Origin of the sequence: Streptosporangium sp. NPDC002544 (assembly GCF_040295965.1) — a bacterium.
In the GTDB taxonomy this organism is placed as follows: domain Bacteria; phylum Actinomycetota; class Actinomycetes; order Streptosporangiales; family Streptosporangiaceae; genus Streptosporangium.
This window is the reverse complement of sequence record NZ_JBEOWJ010000048.1, coordinates 48,764-73,601: the sequence shown is the minus strand read 5'-3', so window position 1 is coordinate 73,601 and position 24,838 is coordinate 48,764. Positions and strand designations below refer to the sequence as shown.

Here is a 24,838-nt window from a genome sequence, read left to right as displayed (position 1 = left end):
TCACCCAGCTCAATCCGAAAACCCCGCACCTTCACCTGCTGATCAACCCGCCCCACGAACTCCACAACCCCATCACCACGACGCCGAACCACATCCCCCGTCCGATACATCCGCCCACCGGACCCATCAAACGGACACGCCACAAACCGCTCCGCCGTCAACCCGGCCCGCCCCAGATACCCCCGCGCCAGCTGCGCTCCGGCCAGATACAGCTCCCCCTCCACCCCGGCCGGAACCGGCCGCAGCCACGAATCCAGCACGTGGAGACGGGTGTTCCAGACGGGGTGGCCGATCGGCACGGAAGTGGTCTCCGTGCCGGGACGGTGCTCCCAGAAGGTGACGTCGACCGCGGCCTCGGTTGGGCCGTAGAGGTTGTGCACCGGCACCCCCAGCCGGGCCGCCGCCTCGTCGGCGAGTGCGGGCGGCAGCGCCTCACCGCTGCAGATGAGAAGCCGAAGAGCCGTACCCGTTCCGGACACCTCCGGCGAACCAGGAGAGGGCACCGCCTCCAGGAAGGCGGCCAGCATGGAGGGGACGAAGTGCAGGACCGTGATGCGTTCGGAGCCGATGAGCCCAGCGAGGTAGGACGGGTCCCGGTGCCCGTCCGGCCTGGCGACGACCAGGGTGGCGCCGGTCTGAAGCGGCCAGAAGAACTCCCAGACCGACACGTCGAATCCGGCCGGCGTCTTCTGCAGGACGCGGTCCGCCGGACCCAGGCGATACTCGGACTGGGCCCAGAGCAGGCGGTTGACGATCGCACCGTGGGTGACCACGACCCCCTTGGGCCGCCCCGTCGAGCCGGAGGTGTAGATCACGTACGCCGGACGCTCCGGCGCGAGTGGCACACCGAGATCGGAAGCCGGGTACCCGGAGGCGTCGGCACGGCCCAGCCAGTCACCGTCGATCACCAGAACCGGCCGTGAGTCCTCCAGCATCGACGCGATCCGCGCCGCAGGAAGCTCCGGGTCGACCGGCAGGTAGGCGGCGCCCGCCTTGATCACGGCGTACATGGCGACCAGCAGGTCCGGTGACCTGGGCAGCATCAGCGCCACCACTCGTTCGGCTCCCACCCCGTACTCGGCCACCAGCAGACGGGCCAGCCGGTTGGCTCGCGCGTTGAACGCCGCGTAGCTCAGCTCGTCCCCCTCGAACACCAGCGCCGTCGCGTCCGGCGTCCGCGCGACCTGGGCCTCGAACAGCGCGGCCAGCGTGGTGCGGGGCACGTCCGCGGCCGTGTCGTTCCAGTGGTGTGGCACGAGCTCGCGCTCGCCCGGGGAGAACCCGTCGAGACGGCCGACGGCGGTGTCCGGTTCGGCGACCAGTTCGGCCAGCAGGCTCAGGAAACGGTCGAGCAGAGCCGCGGCCTCCGCCTCGGTGAACACGTCGGGCCGGTACTGCAGCCGGAACCGGAGCACGTCCCCCGGCACGACCAGCAGCGTGATCGGGTAGTGCGTCGCGTCGGTCACGTCCGCCGAGGTCAGGTCGAGGTCGCCGACCGCCGTACGGGAGTCGACGGGGTAGTTCTCCATCACCAGCAGCGCGTCGAACAGGGGGCCGCGCCGGATCTCGGCAAGGCCGACGTGGTGGTGGGGCAGCAGTTCCGCCTGCTCGTCGCGGAGCCTGCGCAGCAGGTCACCCACGGTTTCCGCGGGGTCGAGCCGGACCCGGACCGGCAGGGTGTTGATGAACAGGCCGACCATGCGCTCGACCTCGGGCAACTCGGGCGGGCGGCCGGAGACCGTACCGCCGAAGACGACGTCCTGGCGGCCGGTCAGCCGGCCGAGCAGCAGGCCGAAGGCGGCCTGCATGACGATGCTGAGCGTGCTGGAGTGCGTGCGGGCGAGAGCGGTGAGCGCCCTGGTCCGGCCGTCGTCGAGTTCGGCGGTGACCCTGGCGGGCGCGACCGGCTCGGCGGGGGCGTGCGGGGCGACGAGGGCGGGCTCGTCGAAACCGTCCAGCGCGCGCTCCCAGGCCCGCCGCGTGGACTCGCCATCCCGACCGGCCAGCCAGGCCAGGTAGTTCTCGTACGGCGGCGCGGGGGCGGGTTCCCGGCCCGAGTACAGCGCGAACAGCTCGGCCGCCAGCAGCGGTGTCGACCAGCCGTCCAGCAGGATGTGATGGTTGGTGAGGATCAGCCGGTGCCTGCCGGGTCCGAGCCGTACCAGCGCGAAACGGAGCAGCGGTGGCCGGGACAGGTCGAACCGCCGGGCCCGCTCCTCGGCGGCCACCGTCTCGGCGTCGGTCCCCGCCACCTCCCGCCACGGCACCTCCACCCGCCGGTGCACCAGTTGCACCGGGTCGCCGCGCAGCTCGAAGGAGGTTCGGAGGTTGGGGTGCCTGCGGACCAGGCGTTCCGCGGCGGCCCTGAGCCGTGGCGCGTCGAGTGGGCCGCTCAGGTCCAGGGTCAGCTGAGCGGTGTAGACGTCCACCTCCAGCAGGGAGTGGAAGAACAGGCCGTGCTGGAGCGGGGCGAGCGGCCAGACGTTCTGGAGGCCGGGGCCGAGCTCGTCGAGGTCGTCCTGGGTGAGGGGTACCGCGACGTCGGAGGGGGTGAGGCCGCCGCCGGCGTGCCGGGAGATGCCGGTCAGAGCCTCCGACCAGGCGGCGGCCAGCTCGGCGATCCGGTTGTCGGCGTGGCGGGTGGGATCCCAGGTCCAGGTGACGCGGAGGACGTCACCGAGGGCGATCGCGTCGATCTGGATGCCGTGCCTGAGCGGGGCGGCGGCATCCTGGCCGCCGGACAGCCCTCCGGCTACGGGCTCCCAGTCCAGCCCGGAGGAGGTGATCCGGCCGAGATAGTTGAAACCGATCTCCGGCTGGGGCAGTGCGGCGAGTGCGGGTGCCGTGTCAGGGTTGAGGTAACGCAGGAGGCCATAGCCCAGCGGGTCGGGAAGAGCGCGGAGTTGCTCCTTCACCCGCTTGACCGCCTGGCCCGCGGCCTGGCCTCCGTTCTTGAGATCGGCCCAGTCGACGGGGCCCGCGTCGATCCTGACGGGGTGCACGGCGGTGAACCAGCCCACGGTCGCGGACAGGTCCACGCCGGGGAGGACCTCCTGCCTGCCGTGCCCTTCCAGGTCGACGAGTACGGAACGCCGCCCGCTCCACCTCGCGACCGCCGCCGCGAGCCCGGCGAGCAGCACGTCGTCGGCGTTCCCGTGGAAGGCACCCGGCACGCCGCCCAGCAGCGGACCCGCCACGTCGGCGGAGAGCTCCACGACCATCTCCCGCCGCTTCCCCCAGGTTCCCCGCTCGCGTACCGGCGCGGCGGGAAGGAGTGAGCCATCGGTCGTGGGGACGAAAGTGCCCGAGGAGAAGGCCCGCGCCGGTGAGACCGGCGGGGACGGCGCGAGGAGCGCGGTCCAGGCGGGAAGGTCGGCCACCCGTACCGGGTTCACGGCCTCGGCCTGGAGCAGACGCGCCCAGGTGCGGAAGGAGGTGGTGGGCTCGGGCAGGCGTACCTCGGTGCCCTCTCTCCCGGCGCTCCAGGCCGTGAGAAGGTCGGGCAGCAGGATCCGCCAGGAGACGCCGTCGACGGCCAGGTGGTGGATGGCCAGCAGAAGCCGTCCGGACCGCTCGTGGCCCGCGTCGAACCACACGACCCGTACCATCCGTCCGGCGCCGGGATCCAGCTCACCCCGGACCCGCTCGGCATACCCGGCCACCGTCTCGTCCGACACTTCCAGAACCCGTGCACCGTCCCCGCCGGGAACGCCGGGAACGCCGGGAACACCGGGAACACTGCCGGCCGCACCGTGCACGACACCGAGGCCCTCGCCGGACGCCTCGTCCGGAACGTTCGAGACCTCCACCCGGCGTACGCAGTCCGCTGCCAGGACCGCTCCGGCCGGGGCGATCTCCAGCTCCCACGCCCCGGCACCCGCCGGAGGCGTGGACGTCCGGAGCCTCAGCGCGTCGTGACGGTCCAGCACGACCTGGACGGCGGCCGTCAGGTCGTCGAGGCCGAGATCCGGGGGTACCCGGAGCACCGCGCTCTGGCTGAATCCCTCGATCGGCCCTTCGCCCTCGGCGAGCCAGGCGACGATCGGGGTGACGTCGACGCTTCCCGTGCCGTCACCCGCCGGATCCGTGCCGTCCGCGGGCTCCTCCGCGGCGAGGGCGACGAGGGCGAGGGCCTCGGGGGTCTGGTGCTGGAAGACCTGCTTCGGAGTGAGCGCGAGCCCGGCCTCCCGTGCTCGGGAGACGAACCGGATGGCGAGGATGCTGTCGCCGCCCAGGTCGAAGAACCCGTCGTCGGCCCCGGCCCTGGGCAGGCCGAGGACCTCGGCGAACAGCCCGGCCAGCAGGCGTTCGCGGTCGGTCGCGGGCTCCCGCCCCGAGGTCTCCCCCGCGGGTTCCGGCAGGGCACGCCGGTCGAGCTTGCCGTTGGCGGTCAGCGGCATCTCGTCCAGCGTCACGATCGCGGCGGGCACCATGTATTCGGGCAGGGACCGCCGCAGGTGCCCGCGCAGTTCCTCCGCGCCCGCGCCACCGACCACGTACCCGACCAGCCGCAGGTCTCCCCCCGGCTCGGGCCCCCGGTCACGGCGGGCCAGCACGGCCGCCTGCTCGACGCCGGGATGCGCGGCCAGTACCACCTCGATCTCGCCCAACTCGATCCGGAAACCGCGGACCTTCACCTGCTGGTCGGCGCGGTCGACGTAGTGGAGTTGCCCGTCGGCACCCCAGCGGACCAGGTCGCCGGTGCGGTACATCCGCCCGCCGGGCACGAAGGGGTCGGCGACGAACCGCTCGGCGGTCAGCCCCGGCCGGTTCAGGTATCCGCGCGCCAGGCTGGGTCCCGAGACGTACAGCTCCCCGACAGAACCCGGCGGGACCGGGCGTAGTCCGGCGTCCAGCACGTGCAGGCGGGCGTCGTAGACCGGGCGGCCGATCGGGGTCTCGCCGGGGAGGGTCAGCGGGTCGCTGCAGGTGACGACGACCGTGGTCTCCGTCGGCCCGTAAACGTTGATCATCCGGCGCCCGGCGGACCAGCGGCGGACCAGCTCGGGGCGGCACGCCTCGCCACCCACCAGCAGGGTCCGCAGCCCGGGGAGCGGTCTGACCGGGACCGTCGCCAGCGCGGCGGGGGTGACGAACGCGTGCGTGACGCGTGCCTCGGCGAGGAACCGGCCGAGCGGCTCGCCGCCGTACACCCCGGCGGGCACCGGAACGAGCGCCGCGCCCGCCGACAGGGCCATCAGCCATTCGAGCACCGCCCCGTCGAACCCGATCGAGGCGAACTGCAGGACCCGGCTGTCCTCCGTCACCGCGTACCTGTCGATCTCGGTGCGCGCGTACGCGGGCAGGCCCGCGTGGGTGACCACCACTCCCTTGGGGCGGCCGGTGGATCCGGAGGTGTAGACGACGTAGGCCGGGTGTTCCGGCAGCAGCCCGGTCACCGGGTCGGTGGCGGGCAGGCCGTCGCCGGTCCAGGTGTCCAGCTGGACGACCTCGACGCCGGGCGGCGCGTGGAACCCGGCGTCGGCGCGGGTCACCACGGCGGAAGGGGCGGCGTCGGCGAGCATCGTCGCCAGGCGCTCCGGCGGATGGTCGGGGTCGAGGGGGAGGTAGGCGGCGCCGGACTTGAGGATGCCGAGGAACGCGACGGTCATGTCGAGGGAGCGGGGCACCGACAGGCCCACATAGCGGTCGGGCCCGGCGCCGAGGGCGATGAGATGGTGGGCCAGCCGGTTGGCCCGCGCGTTCAGCTCGGCATAGGTGATCTCGGTGTCCCCCGCGACGACGGCGACGGCACCGGGAGCGCGCCGCACCCGGCCCTCGAACAGGGAGACGGCCGTGCCCGGCGGCACCTCGCGCGGCGCGGCGCCCCAGTCGGCCAGGAGCGTGTGCTCGGCCTCGTCGAGGAGTTCCACGGCGCCGACGCGGGCGGTGGGGCCCGCCTGGACGACGCGGGTGAGGAAGCGCAGGAAACGGCCGTGATGGTCGGCCAGCAGGTCCTCGCCGTACAGGTCGGGGTGGCCGTCGAAGTCGATGCGGACTCCGCGCCCGTCGGAGCCGTCGTAGAGGTTGATCGACAGGTCCTCGACGGGCCCGGTGCAGAGCGGGTGCGCGACGGCGGTGTGACCGGCGAACCTCAGGTCGTAGTCGAACCGCATGATGTTGACCACCGGGCCGAACAGCCGGTCGCCCACTGTGCCGCGGAGTTCGCGGCGCAGGTCCTCGTACCGGTAGCGCTGGTGCACCAGCAGCCGCCCGACCTCCCGGGTGACCTGGGCGGACAGCTCGCCGAAGGTCGTGCCCGGGGAGATCGCCAGGCGGAGCGGGAGCACGTTGGAGAACATCCCCGGCGTTCGCCGGGCGGCGGGCGTGGTCCTGGCGGTGACGGCCAGCCCGAGGACCACCTCGCGGGCGCCGGTGAGGCGCCCGACGAAGGCCGCGATCGCCGCGATCATGAACCCGGAGACGGCCGTACCGTGGGAGAGCGCGGCCTCGGTGAGCGCGGCGGCGTCGTGCTCCCCCAGCGTGGCGCTCCGCCGGTTGAACCGCGATGTGGCGGCGGCGCCGGAGGAGAGGGCGGGGACCGCGCTCAGATCGGCGAGCCTGCCGTGCCAGTGGCGGCGGTCGGCCTGGAGGTGGTCGGAGGCGCGGTAGGCGGCGTCCTCCTCAAGCAACGTGGCCAGCGACTGGAAACCGCCGGGGCCGGGGTCGCGGCCGTCGACCAGCGCGGTGTAGACCTCGGCGAGACGCTGGGCGATCATCGGCCCGCTGTAGCCGTCCATGACCACGTGGTGGCAGCGCAGATACCACAGGTGGCGGTCGGGCGCGATCCGGATCAGGGCGGTGGCCACGAGCGCGTCCTCGCGGAACGGCGAGCGCAGGTCCTTGCGCATCCACTCCAGAGCGGCCCGCTCCGCACCGAGTCCCCCGTCGCCCGGCTCTCCCCCGCTGAGGTCGAGGAACGGGCACGGCACCTCGCACTCCTCGACGACCTGACCGACCCGGCCCGCCTCCTCGGTCTCGCCACCGATGATCCGTACGTGAACGGCGTCGACCTCCCCGGCGGCGAGTCGCACGGCCGCGGCGAAGACCTCCGGATCGACCGGGCCGGAGATCTCTATGTACTGGGCAATGTAGAGCGGTTCGCCAGGGATAATCCGCTGGGCGTCCCATATTCCACTCTGCGCTGCAGACAATGGCAGGAGGGAATTCTTGCTGAACACCGTCGCCACGCTTTCCATCTGGGCCGGAAAATGCCTGACGGGTGCTTATTAGCACCTCGAAAGGGCAGAAACGCATTGTGTGCGGCGATCCACCCCCACGTTTATTACCGGCAAGTAAATCACAGGTGTGATCCGCCTCGCAATAACGCCTTTTATCATTTACCGCTAAACTCTCCTCCCATTTTTTCGCTCTTTCTCAAGGCGACCTTGCCGGATCCGAGCACCACGCGGGGGCGCACGAGCCGCCGGGGCCTGAGCATGACCCGCGGCCTGACCGCCGGGGCGGGGGGCCGGTAGGGGCGCGGTCCGCGGTGCCACCAGCGTGTGCCCCTGGCCAGGTGGCTCGGCCACCAGACGACGTCGCCGACGTCCAGGGTGAGCGCGGTCACCAGTACGGAACGGACGATCATCGTGTCGAGCAGCACCCCCACGGCCACCGCGAAGGCGATCTGGACCGTCTGCGTCAGTGGAAGCACCACCAGCACCGCGAAGGTGCCGGCGAGCACGACTCCCGCCGAGGTGATCACACCGCCGGTCGCGCCCAGACCGAGGATCGCGCTGTGCGCCGTGCTGTAGCGGTGCGCCTCCTCCCGAACCCGGTGCATGAGGAAGATGTTGTAGTCGACGCCCAGCGCCACCAGCAGGACAAAGAGCAGCAGGACGAACCCCTGGTCCACCCCGGCGAAGCCGAAAAGGTGCGCGAACGCCAGCGAGCTGATTCCCAGCGTGGCCAGGAACGACAGCACCACGGTGGCCAGCAGCAGCATGGGCGCGATGAGCGAGCGCAGCAGTACCGCGAGCACCGCGAAGACCACGAGCAGCACCAGCGGGATGATCACCACCCGATCCCGCTGCGCGCCGCGCTCCAGGTCGGCGATGAGCGCCACGTTGCCGCCCACGTTGACGTCCGGGGCGGCGACCGCCCGCAGCCGGTCGCGCAGGGCGAGCACCTCGTGCTGCTCGGCCTCCTCGCCGTCGCCTCCGCGTACCGTCACGTTGAGCAGGATGTCGCCGTTGCCCGCGGCGCCCAGCGAGATCGCGGTGACCTCGGGCCGCTGCGCGGTGTCCACGACCACGTCCCTGACGTACTGCTCGGTGGTGACCACCTGGACCGGGTCGGCCTCGCCCGAGGGGAAGTGCCGCTCGGCGACCTCCTGCCCGACCACCGAGTCCGGCCTGGAGAGGAAGACGTCGGCGTTGCCCAGCCCGCCCGCCCGGTAGGAGGCCAGCCCGGACGCGCACAGGCAGAGCCCGATGACCGTGACGACCCACACCAGACGGGGGTTCACCTGGATCCTCCTGCCCAGGGCGCCCCATCTGCCGTGGTCGGCGGGGTGCTCCTCGGCGTCCGGGTCGTGGTGCGGGACGAGCGGCCAGAAGATCCAGCGCCCGAAGACGACCATGACCGCGGGAAGCAGGGTCATCATGGCGAGCATCGCGCTGGTCACCCCGACCGCGGAGACCGGCCCGAGTCCCCTGGTGGAGTTGAGCTCGGCCACCACCAGGCAGAGCAGCGCGGCGACCACCGTCGCCGCGCTCGCCACCACCGCGGGCCCGGCCCTGCGCAGCGCGACCGCCATCGCCTCGTGCCGGTCGGCGTGCCTGCGCAGCTCCTCGCGGTAGCGGGCGATGACCAGCAGCGCGTAGTCGGTGCCCGCGCCGATCACCAGGACCATGAGCAGCGAGACCGCCACGCTGCTGACCGTGATCGCGCCCGTGGCGGCGAGCAGGTAGTTAACCCCCATCGCGACGGCCAGCCCGACCAGCACCGTTCCCAGCGGGAAGAGCCAGAGGACCGCGCTGCGGTAGGTGATCAGGAGCACCATCACGGCCACGCCCATCGCGGCCAGCAGCAGGTCGCTGTCCACCGTCGAGAACACGGCCAGCGCGTCGGCCTGGAATCCGACCATGCCGGTGATGTGCGCGGCCAGTCCCGCGGGGCGGCCCTCGTCCACGACCCGGCGGATCCGGTCGACGATCTCGGCGGTCTCCCTGCCGCCCTGGTCCCTGACGATCACCACGACCTGGACCGCCTCGCCGTCCCCGGACCGCTGCGTGGCGATCAACTTGATCGTCCTGGTCAGCCTGGGCGCCCGGAACTTCTGCTCGACCATCCGCAGTTGCGCGGGCAGCCGTCCTCGGGCGTCCCGGTACGGTGCGAGCTCCCTGTCGAACTCCGCACGCCCGAAGGTCCTGCCGCCGGTGGGGGTGGGCATCTCGGCCACCACCCCGGGGACCCCGGCCAGCGCCTTGACGTCCCTGGCGATCTCGGCGTCGTCGGCCTCGCCGAGACCGCCCGGCCGCTCGTAGACGATCGTCGCCGGGGAGAGGTTCTCCCCCTGCATGCCGAGGATGCGCCTGACCGCCTGCGCGGAGTCCGCGCCGGCCGGGAGGTATCCGGCGATGTCGTCCTGCTGCACCGACTCCAGCCGCCCGGCGAGGGAGGCGGCCACGACGACGATGCCCAGCCAGACGAGCAGCACCACCCACTTCGTGCGCCGCCCGCACAGCAGCCCGCACAGCAGCCCGGCCGGCGACGCCCCGTTCATCGGCCCGTGCTCAGCCGTCCCAGCAGGTGGTCGGCCATGGCCGCGACCGTCGGGTGCTCCCAGGCCATGGTCGGCTCGATCTCCAGCCCGTACTCGGCCTCGATGTCACCGCAGAGGCTGAGCGAGTAGACGGAGTCCATGCCGTACTGGGCGACCGGCACCAGCGGGTCGATCTCCTCCGGTGAGCGCATGACGTAGGAGGCCACCCGTGCCCCCAGCCAGCCGCGGATGATGTCCAGGTCTGCGGCGATCCCGGCGTCGGCGGACATGTTCACACTCCTTCTGATCGGACGCGCGCGGCGACGGCCGCCGTGAGCTCGGCGTGGACGACGGGCAGCGATCCGTTCAGCAGCAGGTCACGGGTGCGTGAGCGCTGGATCTTGCCGCTGGTGGTCTTGCCCACTCCGCCGCGCCTGACCAGCACGACGCTCATCGACGGCAGCCCGAAGGAACGGGCGAGCTCGCCCTGCACGCCACGGGCCAGCTCTTCCGCGGGGGCGTCGAGGCCCCGCTCGCGAATCTCCTGGACGAGCACCACGTGCTCGCCCTCGGCGCGTACCCCGAAGGCCGCCCCGGCCCCCAGCGACGGGTGCACCTGCCGGGCGGCCTCCTCCAGGTCCTGGGGATAGAGGTTGCGCCCGTTGACGATGACGACGTCCTTGATGCGGCCGGTGACGTACAGCTCGCCGTCCAGCAGGAAGCCCAGGTCCCCGGTCCGCAGGAACGGCCCCTCGCCCGCGGCGGTGCGTCCGCGGAAGGCGTCGCGGGTCGCCTCCTCACGCTGCCAGTACCCCCGCGCGACGCTCTCCCCGCGTACCCAGAGCTCCCCGACCCGCCCGTGCGGCAGCTCGGTTCCGGTGCCGGGATCGACGACGTGCACGGACATGCTGATCGGCCGCCCGCAACCGACCAGTTCCACGCCTTCTCCCGGGTTCTCCACCGGAACCGCCTCGTGCCGCTCCAGCGCCGCGGCGTCGAACCCGCGGACCGTCGGCCCGTGCCCCAGCGGGGTGGCGGTGATCACCAGGGTCGCCTCGGCCATGCCGTACGCCGGGGCCCATGCCTTCTCGCTGAAGCCCGCGGCTCCGAAGCGGCGCACCATCGCGCGCAGCGTGCCGGTACGCACCGGCTCGGCCCCGTTGAGCGCGAAGCGCAGGCCGGACAGGTCGAGCCCGGCCACCTGGGCGTCGGTGACCCGGGCCGCGCACCACTCGTAGGCGAAGTTCGGCGCGACGGTGTATCCGGCCCGGTATCGGCTGATCATCTCCAGCCAGAGCGCGGGGCGCATGACGAAGGCGATCGGCGAGGCGAAGTAGAGGTCGCCGCCCGCGTAGATCGGCTGGAGCAGCATGCCGACCAGGCCCATGTCGTGGTAGTGCGGCAGCCAACCCACCCCGACGCCCACCTTGGGCGAGCCGATCGCCCGCCAGATCTCCCCCTCGTTGTGGAGCAGGTTGGCGTGGGTGATCATGACGCCTCTGGGCTCGCTGGTGGAACCGGAGGTGTACTGCATGTAGGCGAGGGTGTCGGGCCCCATCCGGGGCATCGTCCAGTCATCGGGGTCGGGGAGGTCGAGGGCGTCGGTGGCCACGCACTCGACGGTGCCGTCCAGGCCGACGTCGCGCAGCCAGGCATCGAGCATGTCCAGATTGGCCGAGTCGGTGAGCACCAGCCGCACGTCGGCGTCCTTGATGATCCCCTCGGCGCGCTCCAGTGCGCGGGGATCGGTCTGCGGCAGCGGCGAGGGCACCGCGACCACCCGGGAGTACAGGCAACCCAGGAATGCCGCCAGGAACTCCAGACCGGCCGGGTGGAGCAGCAGCGCCGTCTGGTCCGCCATCCGCCGTCCCGCCAGCCAGGCGCCGATCGACCTGGCCCGCGCGTCCAGGTCGGCGAAGGTCAGCCGGTCCTGCTCGACGAGCTCGCCCCTGTGGTCCGCCACGAAGGTGTAGGACCGTTCGTGCCCGTGCCGGTCCACCTGCGCACGCACCCACTGCACAAAGGACATCTGGTCATCTCCCATGATGGCAAGAGACCCCAACATAGGAGGAAAGATCAGCCGGTCCCAGGCCTGGGCCGCACAAGCTCTCACCCGGTTTTACGCCGAAAGTTAGTATCTTCCCCCCTCCCCGCTTCCGCCCCAGGAGTCCGTGTACGGGGGCACGGGCGGGGGCATGGACGGAGCTGCGTCTTGCCGGGTTAGGCTCACCTTGCTTAATATATGAGCAGGTGTTCAGGTGTTGACAGAATGGATCTTACGATGGGTCACGGGCATGGCCACGGGCACCGCGCCGACGCCGACCGCCGCTACCTCGCAGCGGCGCTCGCCCTGCTGCTCGCCTTCATGGCGGTCGAGGTCGTCATCGGCATCGCCGCCAACTCCATCGCGCTGATCTCCGACGCCGGGCACATGCTCACCGACGCCGGCGCCATCGCGCTCGCGCTGGTGGCGATGAGGATGGCGGCCCGCCCGGCCCGCGGCGCCTACACCTTCGGCTGGAAGCGGGCCGAGATCCTCTCCGCGGCCGTCAACGGGCTGACGTTCGTGGCCCTCGTCGCCTACTTCGTCTACGAGAGCGTGCGGCGGCTCATCGAGCCGCCCGAGGTCGCCGGAGCCCTGGTCTTCGGCACCGCCCTGGCCGGGATCGCGGTCAACGCCGTCGCCGCGTGGCTCATCGCCAGGGCCGACCGGAGCAGCCTCAACGTGGAGGGCGCGTTCCAGCACATCCTCAACGACCTGTACGCGTTCGTGGCCACCGCGATCGCCGGCGCGGTCGTCTGGCTCACCGGCTGGGGCCGGGCCGACGCGATCGCCGCCCTGGTCGTCGCGGCCCTGATGGCCAAGGCGGCCTACGGCCTGCTGCGCGACGCCGGACGCATCCTGTTCGAGGCCGCGCCCGACGGGGTGAACCCGGCCGAGGTGAGCGCCGCGATCACCGCCCACGCGGGCGTGACGGGTGTCGAGGACCTGCACGTGTGGACGGTGACCAGCGGCTTCCCCGCGCTCTCCGCGCACGTGACCGTCATGCCCGGCGGCGACTGCCACCAGGTCCGCCGCGAGCTGGCCGAGCTGCTGCACCAGCGCTTCCACATCGACCACACCACACTGCAGGTCGATCACGTCCCCGGCACGGCATGCCGCATGATCACTGGCTGAGGCAGGCCTCGAAGACCGCGGTGAGCCGGGCGATCACCGCCTCACGGTCGGGAACGTCGCTCGACTCGGGGCCGTAGAGCTGGCGCATCGTGCCGTTCCCGGTGATGAGCGCGGTGGCGATCCTCGCCCTGAAGGCCGCGTCGGGGCCGGAGAGCCTTGCCGACAGGGGCTCCAGGATCGCCGAACTGACCCGGTCCCGGATGAGATCGTGGATCTCCGGGCAGTTGGACGACCGGATGAGCGCGGCCATCACCGGGCTCGCCTGGTCTGAGCGGATCCGCTCGGCGATGTACTCGGCCAGGCGGCGCGGAAGCTCCTCCTCGGGGAAGTCCAGGACGCCGGGGAAACGTCCCTGCATCGCGAGCACCTCGGCGAACAGCTCTCGCTTGCTGCCGAAGTAACGGTTGATCAGCGCTATGTTGGCGTCCGCCTCGGCGGCGATCATCCGCATCGTCACCTGGTCGTAGCCGAGGTCGGCGAACAGTCGGCGGGCGGCGTCGAGGATGCGCCGCCTGGTGCCCTCCCTGTCGCGCTGCCGTGTCTCATCCACCTACGCAATCCTTCCAGATTTGACGAGTAAACAAGCGTCTACTAACTTAATATGTACTCTACATGCATTGGGGGACGGTTCATGCCGACCGAACAACAGATCCAGGCCGAGGCCGCACCGAGTTTCACCCACAGACAGGTGCTGGAGATCCTGGCCGGACTGATGCTCGCCATGCTGACGTCGATGATCTCGACGTCCGTGGTGGGAACCGCGTTGCCGACGATCGTCGGCACGCTCGGCGGCCAGGACCAGCTCGCATGGGTGGCCAGCGCGACCCTGCTGACCATGACCGCCTCCACCCCGATCTGGGGCAAGGTCTCCGACCTCTACGGCCGCAAGCTCATGTTCCAGGTCGCCCTGGTCGTCTTCGCGGTGTCCTCCGTCGCCGCCGGGTTCTCCCAGGACATGGGCCAGCTCATCGCCGCCAGAGCGGTGCAGGGCATCGGCGCCGGCGGTCTCGCCGCGCTCCCGCAGATCATCCTCGGCGACGTGGTGGAGCCCCGCGAGCGCGGCCGCTACTCCGGCTACATCGGCGCGGTCTTCGGCGTCTCGACGGTGGCCGGCCCGCTGCTCGGCGGGTTCATCGTGGACAACATGTCCTGGCGCTGGACGTTCTGGATCTGCGTGCCGCTGGCCGTGGTCGCGTTCGTCGTCATCCAGAAGGTGCTGAAGCTGCCCTTCACCCGCCGCGACACCAAGGTCGACTGGTGGGGTGCGACCTTCATCACCGGCGGCACCACCGCGCTGATGCTGCTGCTCTCCCTCGGCGGCAAGGAGTTCGGCTGGAACTCCTCATGGACCTACGGCCTGGGCGCGCTCAGCCTGGTGATGTTCGGCCTGGCCGTCGTCGCCGAGCGCAGGGCGGCCGACCCGATCCTGCCCCCGCACCTGTTCCGCAACCGCACCTTCGTGCTCACCTCCGTCGCCTCCCTGCTGGTCGGCGCGGCGATGTTCGGCGCGCTGATGTTCCTGCCCCAGTACCTGCAGATCGTCAAGGGTATGAGCCCCACCGGCTCCGGCCTGATGACCCTTCCCCTGGTGCTCGCCCTGCTCGTCTCCTCGATCGCGGTCGGCAGGTTCGTCAGCAGAACCGGCCGGTGGAAGATCTTCCCCGCGGTGGGCATGCTGCTGGTCGGGGTCGGCCTGTTCCTCCTGTCGCGCCTGCACGTCGACAGCTCACTGCTGCTCGTCGGCGTCGACAACGCGGTGCTCGGCATCGGGCTCGGCGCCACCATGCAGATCCTGATCCTGGCCGCACAGAACGCGGTGTCCAGGGCGGACCTCGCCTCGACGACCTCCGGCGTGTCGTTCTTCCGCTCCCTGGGCAGCGCGGTGGGTGTCGCCGCCTTCGGCGCGATCCTGGCCAACCGCCTCACCGCGGAGCTGATCTCCCTGGCGAAGGCCGCGAAGCTGCCGCTCAGCGGCGGCACGGCCCCCAGCCTCGGCTCCCCCGAGGCCATCCACAAGCTCCCCGCACCGGTCCTGGAGATCATCCTGGAGGCCTTCACCCGGGCGATGAGCGCGGTCTTCCTGGTCGGCGTCCCGATCGCCGTCCTCGCCGCGGTGACCGTCCTGATGATCAAGGAGATCCCGCTGCGCTCGGCCCGGTCCGCCACCCCGCCCACCGCCGCCGGTCCGACCGCCCCGCCGGTCACCGTCGGCAGATAGCGAACCTCCCCCTACACCGCCCGGGGCCGGCCCACTCTCCACCGGCCCCGGGCTCCGGCGCGCGGGAGGACAGGATACGGTCCCGCCGCCCGAGAGTGACGGCGGTCAGAGCGTCCACTTCTGGTTGGCCCAGCCGTTGCAGTTCCACAGCTGCACCTTGGTCCCGTTCGAGCCGATGGTGCCCAGATCGGCGTCCAGGCAGCGCCCGTTGTACATGCTGTAGATCGTGTGGCTCGTCGCGTCGTAGATCCACTTCTGGTTGGCCCAGCCGTTGCAGTCCCAGAGCTGCACCTTGGTGCCGTTCGCGCTGATGGTTCCCAGGTCCGCGTCCAGGCAGCGCCCGTTCTCCTTGCTGTGGATCGTGTGGCTGGACACGTCATAACTCCAGGACTGGTTGTCCCAGCCATTGCATCCCCACAGCTGCACCTTGGTGCCGTTCGGGCCGATGGTGCCCAGATCGGCGTCCAGGCAGCGCCAGTTCTGGTGACTGCGGATGGGACCCCAGGCGGCGGACGCCGAACTCGATGCGGCCACCGCACCGGGGACGAACCCCGCGCAACCGAGTGCGACCGCCGCCGCCGACGCCAGCACCCTGAATCTCCGTCGCATCGTCGATGCTCTCCTTCCTGCGGGTTACGGGACTGGAGAGCGACGTGCACCATCGGAAGACCCCCGCCCCCGATGACTACTCTCCGCAGCAGAACGTACACGCAGGGAGATCGGTTTCGGGGCGGCGACACGACCGGCCGGCGTTTCGCGGGACGCGGCCACCCGGTGGCCTCCCCAGGGGGGAGGCCACCGGGGAACTCAGCTGGAGGCCGTCGCGCGCTCGGCCGCGGTGATCGCGTTGCGGAACAGCATCGCGACGGTGGTGGGCCCGACCCCGCCGACCCTGGGGGTGATGGCCCCGGCCACCTGGGCGCAGGACTCGTCGACGTCGGGCAGCAGGCGCCTGCCCTCGTAGCGCACGCCGCCGCCGATGACGACGGCACCGGGCTTGACGTGCTCGGGCCGGATGATGCCCGGCACACCCGCGGCGGCGACGAGGATGTCGGCACGGCGCGTGTAGCGGGGCCAGTCGCTCACCCCGGTGTGCACCACGGTGACGGCGGCGTTCGCCGTCGGGCGCTTCTGCGCGAGGAGGATCGACAGGGGCCGCCCGAGCGTGGCCCCGCGCCCGAGGATGACCACCTCCCGACCGGCGACCGGGATGTCGTAGTAGGCGAGCAGCGCCTCGATCCCCGCTGGCGTGCACGGCAGCGGACCGGGAAGCTCCAGCGCCAGCCGCCCGATGTTGAGCGGGTGCATGCCGTCGACGTCCTTGTCGGGATCCATGACCTGCAGGGCCCGGTCGTAGTCGAGGTGCCTGGGGACGGGGTGCTGCACGAGCAGCCCGTGCACCGCCGGGTCGTCGTTGAACGCGGTGATGACCGCGTGCAGGTCCGCCTGGGTGGCGCTCGCGGGCAGGTGCTCGTGCGGCGAGGCGAACCCGAGCTCGGCGGCCTGCCGCTGCTTGATCCGGATGTATCCGGCGCTGGCGTCGTCGTCGCCGACGAGAACCGTCGCCAGGCTGGGGGTGACGCCCCCGCGGGTCAGCGCGGCCGCCCGCGCGGCCACGTCGGCGAGGATGCTCTGCGCGACCGGGCCACCGGGAAGCAGCCGGGCGGACCGCGCGCTCTCGGACTCCGAACCGTCTGAGCCGTTTCGAACGGGCTGGGACATGCGTCTCCTCTCGACGTGGGCGCCCAGGCGGTCGACTCCCACGACGAGCTCCCCGATGGTTGATGCCATCCCCTTGCCGCCAGTCGCGTCACTCTCAGGATGCCCGATCGGCATCCTCCAGGTCGAACCGCCCCACCCGTCAGGAGGGGGTGCCGAGCCGGGCCAGGCGGCTCACCGCCTCATCGATGACCTCGTCCCTCTTGCAGAAGGCGAAGCGGACGAAGTGGCTGCCCCGCTCGGGGCGGGCGTAGAAGACCTGGGTGGGGACGGCGACCACGCCCGCCAGGGACGGCAGTTCCCGGGCCAGGGCGAGGCCGTCGGTGAAGCCGAGGGGGCGGATGTCGGTCTGCACGAAATAGGTGCCCGCGGGGCGGTAGACCTCGAAGCCCGCCGCGGCCAGCCCCGCCGCCAGCCGGTCGCGCTTGGACTCCAGGTCGGCCCGGAGACGGGAGACCCAGTCCAGCTCGTGGCGGAGGCCGTGGGCGACGGCGAGCTGCCAGGGCGCGGCGGCGGTGAAGGTGAGGAACTGCTTGACGGTCTGCGCGGCCCTGACGAACTCGGCCGGGCCGCAGATCCAACCGGTCTTCCAGCCGGTGACCGAGAAGGTCTTGCCGGCCGAGGAGATCATCACGGTCCGCTCCCGCATGCCGGGCAGGGTGGCCAGCGGGACGTGCTCGACGCCGTCGAAGGTGAGGTGCTCGTAGACCTCGTCGGTGACGGCGATCAGATCGCGCTCCTGGCAGAGCAGGGCGATCTCGTTCAGCTCGGCACGGGTGAGGACCGTGCCGGTGGGATTGTGCGGGGAGTTGACCAGGACGACGCGGGTGCGCGGTCCGACCGCGGCGCGCAGCTCGGCGGGGTCGAAGGTGAAGCGGCCCTCGACGGGGCGCAGGGTGACCGGGCGGAGCACCGCTCCGGCGAGGGCGACGGAGGCGGCGTAGGAGTCGTAGTACGGTTCGAACGCGATCACCTCGTCCCCTGGCTCGCAGAGCGCCAGGATCGCCGCCGCGACGGCCTCGGTGGCGCCGACGGTGACGAGGATCTCGCCGTCGGGGTCGAAGGAGAGGCCGTAGTGGTCCTTGTGGTGCTCACAGACGGCCTGGCGCAGCTCGGGCACGCCCGGCCCCGGCGGGTACTGGTTGGCGCCCTCGCGGATCGCCGACACCGCACGCTCCAGCATCGCCGCGGGCCCGTCGGTGTCGGGAAAGCCCTGCCCCAGATTGATCGAACCCGTCCGCAGGGCCAGCGCCGACATCTCGGCGAAGATGGTCGTGCCGAACCCGCGCATCCGTGTCACCAGAGGATCGTCCACGCGCCCCAGCGTAATCGGCGCCCCGGATCACTCGTCCGCGACCGTGCGGGTACGGCGCCGGCGCGGATCAACCGATCACTTCACCTCGCATACCGCCGGAGTCGTCGGTGCGCGAGACGGGCACCGGCCGCCTGGCGCTCCGCGGACGAGGGCCAGGCGCCGCGCCACAGCTGTTACGGTCTTTCGTGGCGCGAGGAGGGGGCTTGGCGGTGCTGGTCATCCATGGGGCCTGGGTCGGTGACAGGCTGGCGCTGTGGGGGGAGGATGCGGACGGTTCCGCCGGGAGCGCCTCTCGGGCGAAGGTCCGGCCGCATCCGTTCGCGGCCCCGGCGACGGGCCTGGCGGGCGGGGTGCCGCTCTGGGGAGAGATCGCGGCGGCGGCCGTGGGCAAGGCCGTCCCCGAAGAGCTCGTCCTGCTGCTGCCCGGCTCCGCGCGGAGCCCGCTGCCCTCCGCCGAGTCCGGGATCGAGATCGGCGCGCGGCAGCCAAAGATCGGCCGCTGGCGGGTGCCCGCCCTGCTGATCGAGCCCGGCGCGGCACTGAGCCTGCTCGACGCCGTGGACGAGATGACCCGTCTGCCGGCGGAGAGGTACGAGCCCGACGAGTTCCCCGACGGAGCGGACCGGACACCGGTCCCCGGCGCCTCCCTGCGCTATCTCGCCGTCGTCGCGGCGTACGCCCGTGATCTGATCCGCCGGGGCCGGGTGCTGCCACAGCTCGTCGCCGAGGACGCGGGCTACGCGGCCCGGTGGCGTCCCGTGCTGACCGGTCCCTACGCGGCCCGCTTCCGTGAGCTGGCCGCCGCGATGCCGCCCGTCTGCCGGGCCGTCGTCGAGGAGCGGCCCTCGGCCCACGTGCTGATCGAGGCCGTGGCCTGCCTCACCGACGCCGCGGTACGGCGGGCGCTCCCCGACCGCCTGCTCGGCGGGCACCGGCCGGGACCGCGCGCTCCCCTCCCGGACCGCTGGATGGTCGCCCTCACCGGTGCGGACGCCGCGCTTCCCGGGCTGACCCGGACCTCGGCGGAGAAGCTGGCCGGGCCGCTCCGCGAGTGGTTCGACTCCGCGCACCGGCTCGACGGCCCGGTCAGGGTGTGCTTCCGGCTGACCGAGCCCGAGAGCGGCCCGGAGCCCGAGCCCGCCCGCGACCTCGTCGCGGAGTACGGCGGCCGTCCGGCACCGCCCCCCGACGGCTCCCGCTGGCGGTTGGAGTTCGCCCTCCAGTCCTCGGACGACCTGAGCCTCTACCTTCCCGCGCCGCTCATCTGGGCCGGTGAGACCGTCCCCGGCCTGCCGGGGCGTCCCGACGAGGCGCTGCTCGCCGGGCTCGGCCGGGCGGCACGCCTTTACCCCAGGGTGGGAGAGGCGCTACGCGATCGCCGTCCTTCCGAGCTGGTCCTCGACACGGCCGGCGCGTTCGCGTTTCTCCGCCAGGCCGCCCCGCTCCTGCAGGCCGCCGGGTTCGGCGTGCAACTGCCCGCCTGGGCCGGCACCACGAGGCTCGGCCTCAAGCTCACCGCCCGCTCGCAGCCGACCGGTCCTGGCGCGGCGGCCGACCAGGGTTTCGGGCTGCACCAGCTGGTGGACTTCCGGATGGACCTGGCGATCGGCGACGAGACGATCAGCGAGGAGGAGCTGGCCGAGCTGGCCAGGCTCAAGGTGCCGCTGGTCCGGGTGCGGGGCCGCTGGGTCGAGCTGGACGACCGGCAGCTCACCGCCGCGCTCAGAGCCGTCGAGCGGCGCCGATCGGGTGAGATGACCGTCGGCGAGGTGATCCAGGAGGTCATCCACGGCGGTGACGAGGAACTGCCGGTCGTCGGGGTGGACGCCGACGGTCTCCTCGGCGACCTGCTGTCCGGCGAGGCCGACCGCCGCCTCGTGCCGATCACGACTCCGGCCGACTTCCACGGCGTGCTCAGGCCGTACCAGGAGCGCGGGCTGTCCTGGCTCAGCTTCATGTCCGAGATCGGGCTCGGCGGCATCCTCGCCGACGACATGGGCCTGGGAAAGACCGCGCAGACCCTCTCCCTGCTGCTCAACGAGCGTGCGACGGGCGTGCGGCCGGGGCCGACCCTGCTGGTCTGCCCGATGTCGCTGCTCAGCAACTGGCAGAAGGAGGCCGCCAGGTTCGCCCCCTCGCTGGAGGTCTACCTGCACCACGGCACCACCAGGCTGCGCGGGGCGGAACTCGCCCGGCGGGTGGAGCGGGCGGACCTGGTCCTCACCACGTACGGCACCGCCCTGCGGGACCGTGAGACGCTGGCCGGCCTCTCCTGGGCCAGGGTCGTCTGCGACGAGGCGCAGGCCATCAAGAACAGCGCCGCCAGGCAGGCACAGGCCGTACGGGCGCTGCCGGCCAGGAGCAGGTTCGCGCTGACCGGCACGCCGGTCGAGAACCACCTGGCCGAACTCTGGTCCCTGATGGAGTTCTGCAACCCCGGCCTGCTCGGTTCGGCCAGGGCGTTCCGGGAGCGCTACCAGGAGCCGATCGAGCGGGACGGCGACGCCACCGCGACCGCCGCGCTCCGGCGCGCCACCGGGCCGTTCGTACTCCGGCGCCTCAAGACCGACAAGACCATCATCTCCGACCTGCCGGACAAGATGGAGATGAAGGTCTGGTGCACCCTCACCTCCGAACAGGCCACCCTCTACCAGGCGGTGGTCACCGACATGATGGACAGGATCGCCGGCAGCGAGGGCATCGAGCGGCGCGGCAACGTGCTCGCGACCATGCTGAAGCTCAAGCAGGTCTGCAACCATCCGGCGCACCTGCTCAAGGACAACTCGCGGCTGTCCGGCCGGTCGGGGAAGCTGGCCCGGCTGGAGGAGCTGGCGGAGGAGATCGTCGGCGAGGGCGACAAGGCTCTGGTCTTCACCCAGTACGCCGAGTTCGGCACGCTGCTCCAGCCGTACCTCTCGGCGCACCTGGACCGCCCGGTGCTCTGGCTGCACGGCGGGCTGCCGAAGAGACAGCGGGACGCGCTGGTGGAGCGGTTCCAGGACGACGACGAACCGATGCTCTTCCTGCTCTCGCTCAAGGCGGCGGGCACCGGGCTCAACCTGACCGCGGCCAACCATGTCATCCACGTGGACCGGTGGTGGAATCCCGCCGTGGAGAACCAGGCGACCGACCGGGCGTTCCGGATCGGCCAGACCAGGAACGTGCAGGTCAGGAAGTTCATCTGCGTCGGCACCCTGGAGGAGAGAATCGACGAGATGATCGAGCGCAAGCAGGCGCTCGCCGAGAGCGTCGTCGGCACCGGCGAGGACTGGATCACCGGCCTGTCCACCGACCGGCTACACGAGCTGTTCCGTCTTGGAGCGGAGGCCGTCTCATGAGCGGGCGCGGCGCGTTTTCGGTATGGGTCCGCGAGGAGGCGTCATGAGCAGGAGCGGCTGGTTCGAGCCGTCCGTGCCGATCCGGGTCGAGGGCGGCATCCGGGTCCGTAGCAAGCGGGGCTCGATCGGCGAGCGGTGGTGGTCGCGCCGGTTCATCGACATCCTCGAAGACGTCTGCGACCCGGGCAGGCTCGGCCGGGGCCGCTCGTACGCCCGCTCCGGCCAGGTCCTCGACGCAGAGCTCGGGCCGGGGCTGGTCACGGCCCGGGTCCAGGGGTCTCGGCGCACCCCGTACCGGGTCGAGATCCAGATCACCTCCTACCGGGCGGACCAGTGGCGTAAGCTCACCGACGCGCTGGCCGCCCAGGCCCTCTACCGGGCCAAGCTGCTCGCCGGCGAGATGCCGCCGGAGATCGAGGACGCCTTCCGCGCCTGCCGCCTGCCGCTCTTCCCCGACACCGGCGACCTGGACATGACCTGCTCGTGTCCCGACTGGGGCTTCCCCTGCAAACACCTGTCCGCCGTGCTGTACGTGCTGGCCGAGAGGTTCGACGACGACCCGTTCCTGGTGCTGGCCTGGCGGGGCATCGCCAGGGACGCCCTGCTCGACGCCCTCCGCGAGGCGGGCGGCACCACCGCGCCCGGCTCCGGCTCCGGCGAGCACAGACCCGGACTGTTCGACGTGGACGACGCGCCGTTCACCGACCGGCTGACCGCCTTCTACGAGCCGAGCGTCTCCCCGGCCCGGCTCCGCGACCGTACCGGCCTCCCCGTCCCCCCACCCGACCTGCTACTGCGCACCCTCGACCCGCCACAGATCAAGGCCCGGCACATCCCCATCCTGGACCTCCTCCGCCCCGCCTACCGAGCCTTCACCGACGACACCTGACCCGGCGCCGATCATTCGGCGAGCCGACGAGCCTCCTCGTTGTCACCTGGAGGACCTTCCAGGCGTTCGGCCACGGCCGATGACACCGCCTGCCGCCTGCCGCGTCCCCGCCTCTTCGCGCACACCCCCTTCCTTCCGGCAGGCGGCCGGCGCCTTACCTGTGAGGGAATTGGCACATCACGAAATGATTGCGAAGATCATTTCATCGTGATCCCGTCCTGAAAGCGGTGGTTGTTGATGAGAACACGCGCAGGAAGCTCCCTTCGACGGCAGGCGATCTCCGGGCTCGGGCTACTTCTGGCGTGCGTCACCGTGCTCCCCGCACCCGCCGTCGCCGCAACGGCAGACCCCTCGCCTGCCGCGACCGGGGCGGGTCTTGACCATCGGGCCCTCCGGCAGACCCTCGACGCGATCAGGGACGCGGGGATGTACGGCGTCTACTCCGACGTACGCAACGGGCCCGCGCGGTGGAGCGGCGCCGCCGGAGTGGCCGACGTGGACACCGGACGTCCGGTCAGGCCGGAGATGCCGCACCGGGTCGGGAGCATCACCAAGACGTTCACCGCCGTGGCGATTCTCCAGCAGGTCGAGAAGGGCCGGATCGAGCTGGACGCGCCGATCGCACGTTATCTCCCCGACCTCATCCCTGGCGAACGGGGCAGGCAGGTCACCGTACGGATGCTGCTGAACCACACCAGCGGCATCGCCGACTACATTGCCGGGGCCTTCCCCTCGCTGCTCGTGGGATCGACGCAGAGCGTGGACGACAACCGGCTCCGCACGGCCCAGCCGGAAGAACTGGCGAGGATCGGCCTGGAGTCCCCGCCCACGAACGAGCCGGGGCGGTCCTGGGCCTACTCCAACACCAACTACGTGATCGCCGGACTGCTGCTGCGGAAGGTCACCCGCACCGATCCCGAGCGGTACGTCACCGACCACGTGATCCGCAAGGCAGGGCTCCGCGGGACGTACTTCCCGCGCACCCCGTTCATCCTCGGTCCGCATTCCAAGGCGTACGAGTCCTTCTACGGGCTGATCGATCCGCCGCGTGACTACAGCGTCTACAACCCGTCCTGGTTCGGCATGGCCGGGGCGCTGGTGTCGACCATGGACGACCTCAACCGGTTCTACCGCCTGCTGCTGGACGGGAAGCTCCTGCGGCCCGCCGAGCTCGCCCAGATGAAGACCACGGTCCCGGTCACCGACGGGCTGGGCAACGTCGTGATGAACTACGGCCTCGGCGTCTACAACGAGGACACGCCCTGCGGGCGGGTCTGGGGACACAGCGGCGGCGTGTTCGGGATGGTCACCTACGCCCTGGCCCGCGAGGACGGCGGCCGCCGGCTCTCCATCGGCGTCAACCTGACGAAGTACAACGAGATCGACGGGGGCCGGGTCGTGCCGCATCCGATCGACTACGCGATGGGCGGCCACCTGCTCCAGGCCCTGTGCGGCCCGGCGACTCCCTCCGCCAGGGGCATCGGCACCTGGACGCCCTTCCAGGCCGACCAGGTGCGCGTCAAGAGGTAGCGACCTCCCGAGGCGGGGACGGCGGTTGGGCGCGCCCGGCCCCTCCCCGCCCAACGGGGCGCCACCGGCCGGCGACGGGGTGGGTCCGCCTCAAACGGTCACGGCGAAGCTCCGGAGCACGTCGGCGATCTCATCGACCTCGGTGAGCTTGCCCGAGGCGACGGCGATGACAAAGTCATACGCCTCGTCCTCATCGGCGGGCTCGATCATGGCACCGTTCTTGGCACAGAAGACATACATCGTGAGCCAAGCCGCCCGCTTATTGCCGTCGACGAACGGATGGCTGGAAATGATCGAATGAAACAGCGCCGCAGCCTTGGTGAACAGGTCCGGGTAGGCGTCCTGCCCGAACACCGATGTCCGAGGACGGAACAGTGCCGCTTCCAGAAGACCCAGGTCACGCACCTGGATCGGCGCGCCAACAGCCCTTCGTGCGATCCGTAGCCCCTGCTCCAAGGTGATGAACAGCGTCACTCGCCAAGCCTTCTCAGGAGATCGGCAAAACGCTCGGCCCCTCGCGCAGCGAGATCCTCGGTGAGGTCGTCGTCGGCGACTCTGGCGAGATAGTCGTCGATGGCATGCAACGCGACCTGCTGCATGCTCCGCCCCTCTCGCTCCGCGCGTCGCCGGAGGGCTTCGGTCTGCTCGTCGGAGAGCCGCAATGTCATAGCCATGCCTCCCACCGTACGGCGAATCCGGTATCACAGCGATACCACAACCGAGAGGATATAAGTCGTTACCCAGAGTGGCGGCTCGTTTTACCGGACGACATCCGGCAAGGACTTCACATCCCCGGTACAGCCGGTCAGCGGACCGGGATCACCGCCCGACCGGGGTCACCCGGGGGAGCCGAACCGGCCGAGAACCCCGCGATGGCGTCGCGGTACCGGGGTGATGTCCCGCTCGCGGGTTCGCGCGGGCGGCGATCGCCACACCTCCGAG

Annotated in this window: 15 protein-coding genes and 1 riboswitch; of the genes, 5 read left to right on the top strand and 10 right to left on the bottom strand. The window is 71.3% G+C overall.

Annotated elements, in window-relative coordinates; all coding sequences use genetic code 11:
* The 4 genes from ABT061_RS43830 to ABT061_RS43815 form a co-directional block, all read right to left on the bottom strand.
* Positions 1 to 7,154: non-ribosomal peptide synthetase (locus ABT061_RS43830; protein WP_350929533.1), on the bottom strand; the 7,154-nt coding region annotated here is incomplete at its 3' end.
* 182 nt (positions 7,155 to 7,336) lie between these two features.
* Positions 7,337 to 9,730, bottom strand: coding sequence for an MMPL family transporter (locus tag ABT061_RS43825; RefSeq protein ID WP_350929531.1), 2,394 nt, complete (start codon positions 9,728 to 9,730; stop codon positions 7,337 to 7,339).
* The gene (locus ABT061_RS43820; RefSeq protein WP_030923661.1) at positions 9,727 to 9,999 is read right to left on the bottom strand and encodes an acyl carrier protein; all 273 of its coding nucleotides are present in this window, start codon (positions 9,997 to 9,999) and stop codon (positions 9,727 to 9,729) included. Before ABT061_RS43820 ends, ABT061_RS43825 begins: the two co-directional genes overlap by 4 nt.
* A 2-nt stretch (positions 10,000 to 10,001) precedes the next feature.
* The gene (locus ABT061_RS43815) at positions 10,002 to 11,738 is read right to left on the bottom strand and encodes a fatty acyl-AMP ligase (RefSeq protein WP_350929529.1); all 1,737 of its coding nucleotides are present in this window, start codon (positions 11,736 to 11,738) and stop codon (positions 10,002 to 10,004) included.
* Positions 11,739 to 11,990: 252 nt separating this feature from the next.
* On the opposite strand from ABT061_RS43815, the gene ABT061_RS43810 reads away from it, so the two are divergent.
* On the top strand, positions 11,991 to 12,887 hold the full coding sequence (locus ABT061_RS43810; protein ID WP_350929526.1) for a cation diffusion facilitator family transporter: 897 nt from the start codon (positions 11,991 to 11,993) through the stop codon (positions 12,885 to 12,887).
* Here ABT061_RS43810 and ABT061_RS43805 read toward each other — a convergent pair.
* A complete protein-coding gene (locus tag ABT061_RS43805) occupies positions 12,877 to 13,437 on the bottom strand; it encodes a TetR/AcrR family transcriptional regulator (RefSeq protein ID WP_350929524.1) in 561 nt (186 codons plus the stop codon). The two genes, ABT061_RS43810 and ABT061_RS43805, sit on opposite strands and share 11 nt — an antisense overlap.
* Before the next feature lie 81 nt (positions 13,438 to 13,518).
* Here ABT061_RS43805 and ABT061_RS43800 point away from each other — a divergent pair, with 81 nt between their 5' ends.
* The gene (locus tag ABT061_RS43800; protein ID WP_350929522.1) at positions 13,519 to 15,105 is read left to right on the top strand and encodes an MDR family MFS transporter; all 1,587 of its coding nucleotides are present in this window, start codon (positions 13,519 to 13,521) and stop codon (positions 15,103 to 15,105) included.
* A 105-nt stretch (positions 15,106 to 15,210) separates the two neighbouring features.
* Here the strand turns inward: ABT061_RS43800 and ABT061_RS43795 are convergent, their stop codons facing one another.
* From ABT061_RS43795 to ABT061_RS43785, 3 genes are all read right to left on the bottom strand, one after another.
* A complete protein-coding gene (locus ABT061_RS43795) occupies positions 15,211 to 15,714 on the bottom strand; it encodes a ricin-type beta-trefoil lectin domain protein (RefSeq protein ID WP_350929520.1) in 504 nt (167 codons plus the stop codon).
* 198 nt (positions 15,715 to 15,912) lie between these two features.
* Entirely contained in the window at positions 15,913 to 16,827 is a 915-nt protein-coding gene (locus ABT061_RS43790) for a bifunctional 5,10-methylenetetrahydrofolate dehydrogenase/5,10-methenyltetrahydrofolate cyclohydrolase (RefSeq protein WP_350929518.1), read from the bottom strand.
* Positions 16,828 to 16,841: 14 nt separating this feature from the next.
* A riboswitch (ZMP/ZTP riboswitch) is annotated at positions 16,842 to 16,924 on the bottom strand.
* A gap of 42 nt (positions 16,925 to 16,966) precedes the next feature.
* Positions 16,967 to 18,139, bottom strand: coding sequence for a pyridoxal phosphate-dependent aminotransferase (locus ABT061_RS43785; RefSeq protein WP_350929516.1), 1,173 nt, complete (start codon positions 18,137 to 18,139; stop codon positions 16,967 to 16,969).
* A 209-nt stretch (positions 18,140 to 18,348) separates the two neighbouring features.
* Between ABT061_RS43785 and ABT061_RS43780 the strand changes: the two genes are divergently transcribed.
* The 3 genes from ABT061_RS43780 to ABT061_RS43770 all read left to right on the top strand — a co-directional run bounded on the left by ABT061_RS43780 (position 18,349) and on the right by ABT061_RS43770 (position 23,896).
* A complete protein-coding gene (locus tag ABT061_RS43780; protein ID WP_350929540.1) occupies positions 18,349 to 21,477 on the top strand; it encodes a DEAD/DEAH box helicase in 3,129 nt (1,042 codons plus the stop codon).
* A gap of 43 nt (positions 21,478 to 21,520) precedes the next feature.
* Positions 21,521 to 22,366: an SWIM zinc finger family protein gene (locus ABT061_RS43775; protein ID WP_350929514.1), complete on the top strand. Its 846-nt coding sequence runs from the start codon at positions 21,521 to 21,523 to the stop codon at positions 22,364 to 22,366.
* Positions 22,367 to 22,603: 237 nt separating this feature from the next.
* Complete coding sequence (locus tag ABT061_RS43770; protein WP_350929512.1) at positions 22,604 to 23,896, top strand: serine hydrolase domain-containing protein; 1,293 nt, start codon at positions 22,604 to 22,606, stop codon at positions 23,894 to 23,896.
* A 90-nt stretch (positions 23,897 to 23,986) separates the two neighbouring features.
* On the opposite strand, the gene ABT061_RS43765 is transcribed toward ABT061_RS43770, so the two are convergent.
* Positions 23,987 to 24,370 carry a type II toxin-antitoxin system death-on-curing family toxin gene (locus ABT061_RS43765; RefSeq protein WP_350929510.1) on the bottom strand — a complete coding sequence of 128 codons (384 nt, stop codon included), beginning with the start codon at positions 24,368 to 24,370 and terminating at the stop codon, positions 23,987 to 23,989.
* Positions 24,367 to 24,570 (bottom strand): FitA-like ribbon-helix-helix domain-containing protein, encoded by a 204-nt coding sequence (locus ABT061_RS43760; protein WP_350929508.1) that lies wholly within the window; start codon positions 24,568 to 24,570, stop codon positions 24,367 to 24,369. Before ABT061_RS43760 ends, ABT061_RS43765 begins: the two co-directional genes overlap by 4 nt.
* Between the last annotated feature and the right edge of the window lie 268 nt (positions 24,571 to 24,838).

Coding starts and splice junctions, on each gene's coding strand:
- ABT061_RS43820 (WP_030923661.1), bottom strand. CDS start 9,999: ATGTCCGCCGACGCCGGGATCGCCGCAGACCTGGACATCATCCGCGGC.
- ABT061_RS43790 (WP_350929518.1), bottom strand. CDS start 16,827: ATGTCCCAGCCCGTTCGAAACGGCTCAGACGGTTCGGAGTCCGAGAGC.
- ABT061_RS43770 (WP_350929512.1), top strand. CDS start 22,604: ATGAGAACACGCGCAGGAAGCTCCCTTCGACGGCAGGCGATCTCCGGG.
- ABT061_RS43825 (WP_350929531.1), bottom strand. CDS start 9,730: ATGAACGGGGCGTCGCCGGCCGGGCTGCTGTGCGGGCTGCTGTGCGGG.
- ABT061_RS43810 (WP_350929526.1), top strand. CDS start 11,991: ATGGGTCACGGGCATGGCCACGGGCACCGCGCCGACGCCGACCGCCGC.
- ABT061_RS43775 (WP_350929514.1), top strand. CDS start 21,521: ATGAGCAGGAGCGGCTGGTTCGAGCCGTCCGTGCCGATCCGGGTCGAG.
- ABT061_RS43760 (WP_350929508.1), bottom strand. CDS start 24,570: ATGGCTATGACATTGCGGCTCTCCGACGAGCAGACCGAAGCCCTCCGG.
- ABT061_RS43815 (WP_350929529.1), bottom strand. CDS start 11,738: ATGTCCTTTGTGCAGTGGGTGCGTGCGCAGGTGGACCGGCACGGGCAC.
- ABT061_RS43795 (WP_350929520.1), bottom strand. CDS start 15,714: ATGCGACGGAGATTCAGGGTGCTGGCGTCGGCGGCGGCGGTCGCACTC.
- ABT061_RS43800 (WP_350929522.1), top strand. CDS start 13,519: ATGCCGACCGAACAACAGATCCAGGCCGAGGCCGCACCGAGTTTCACC.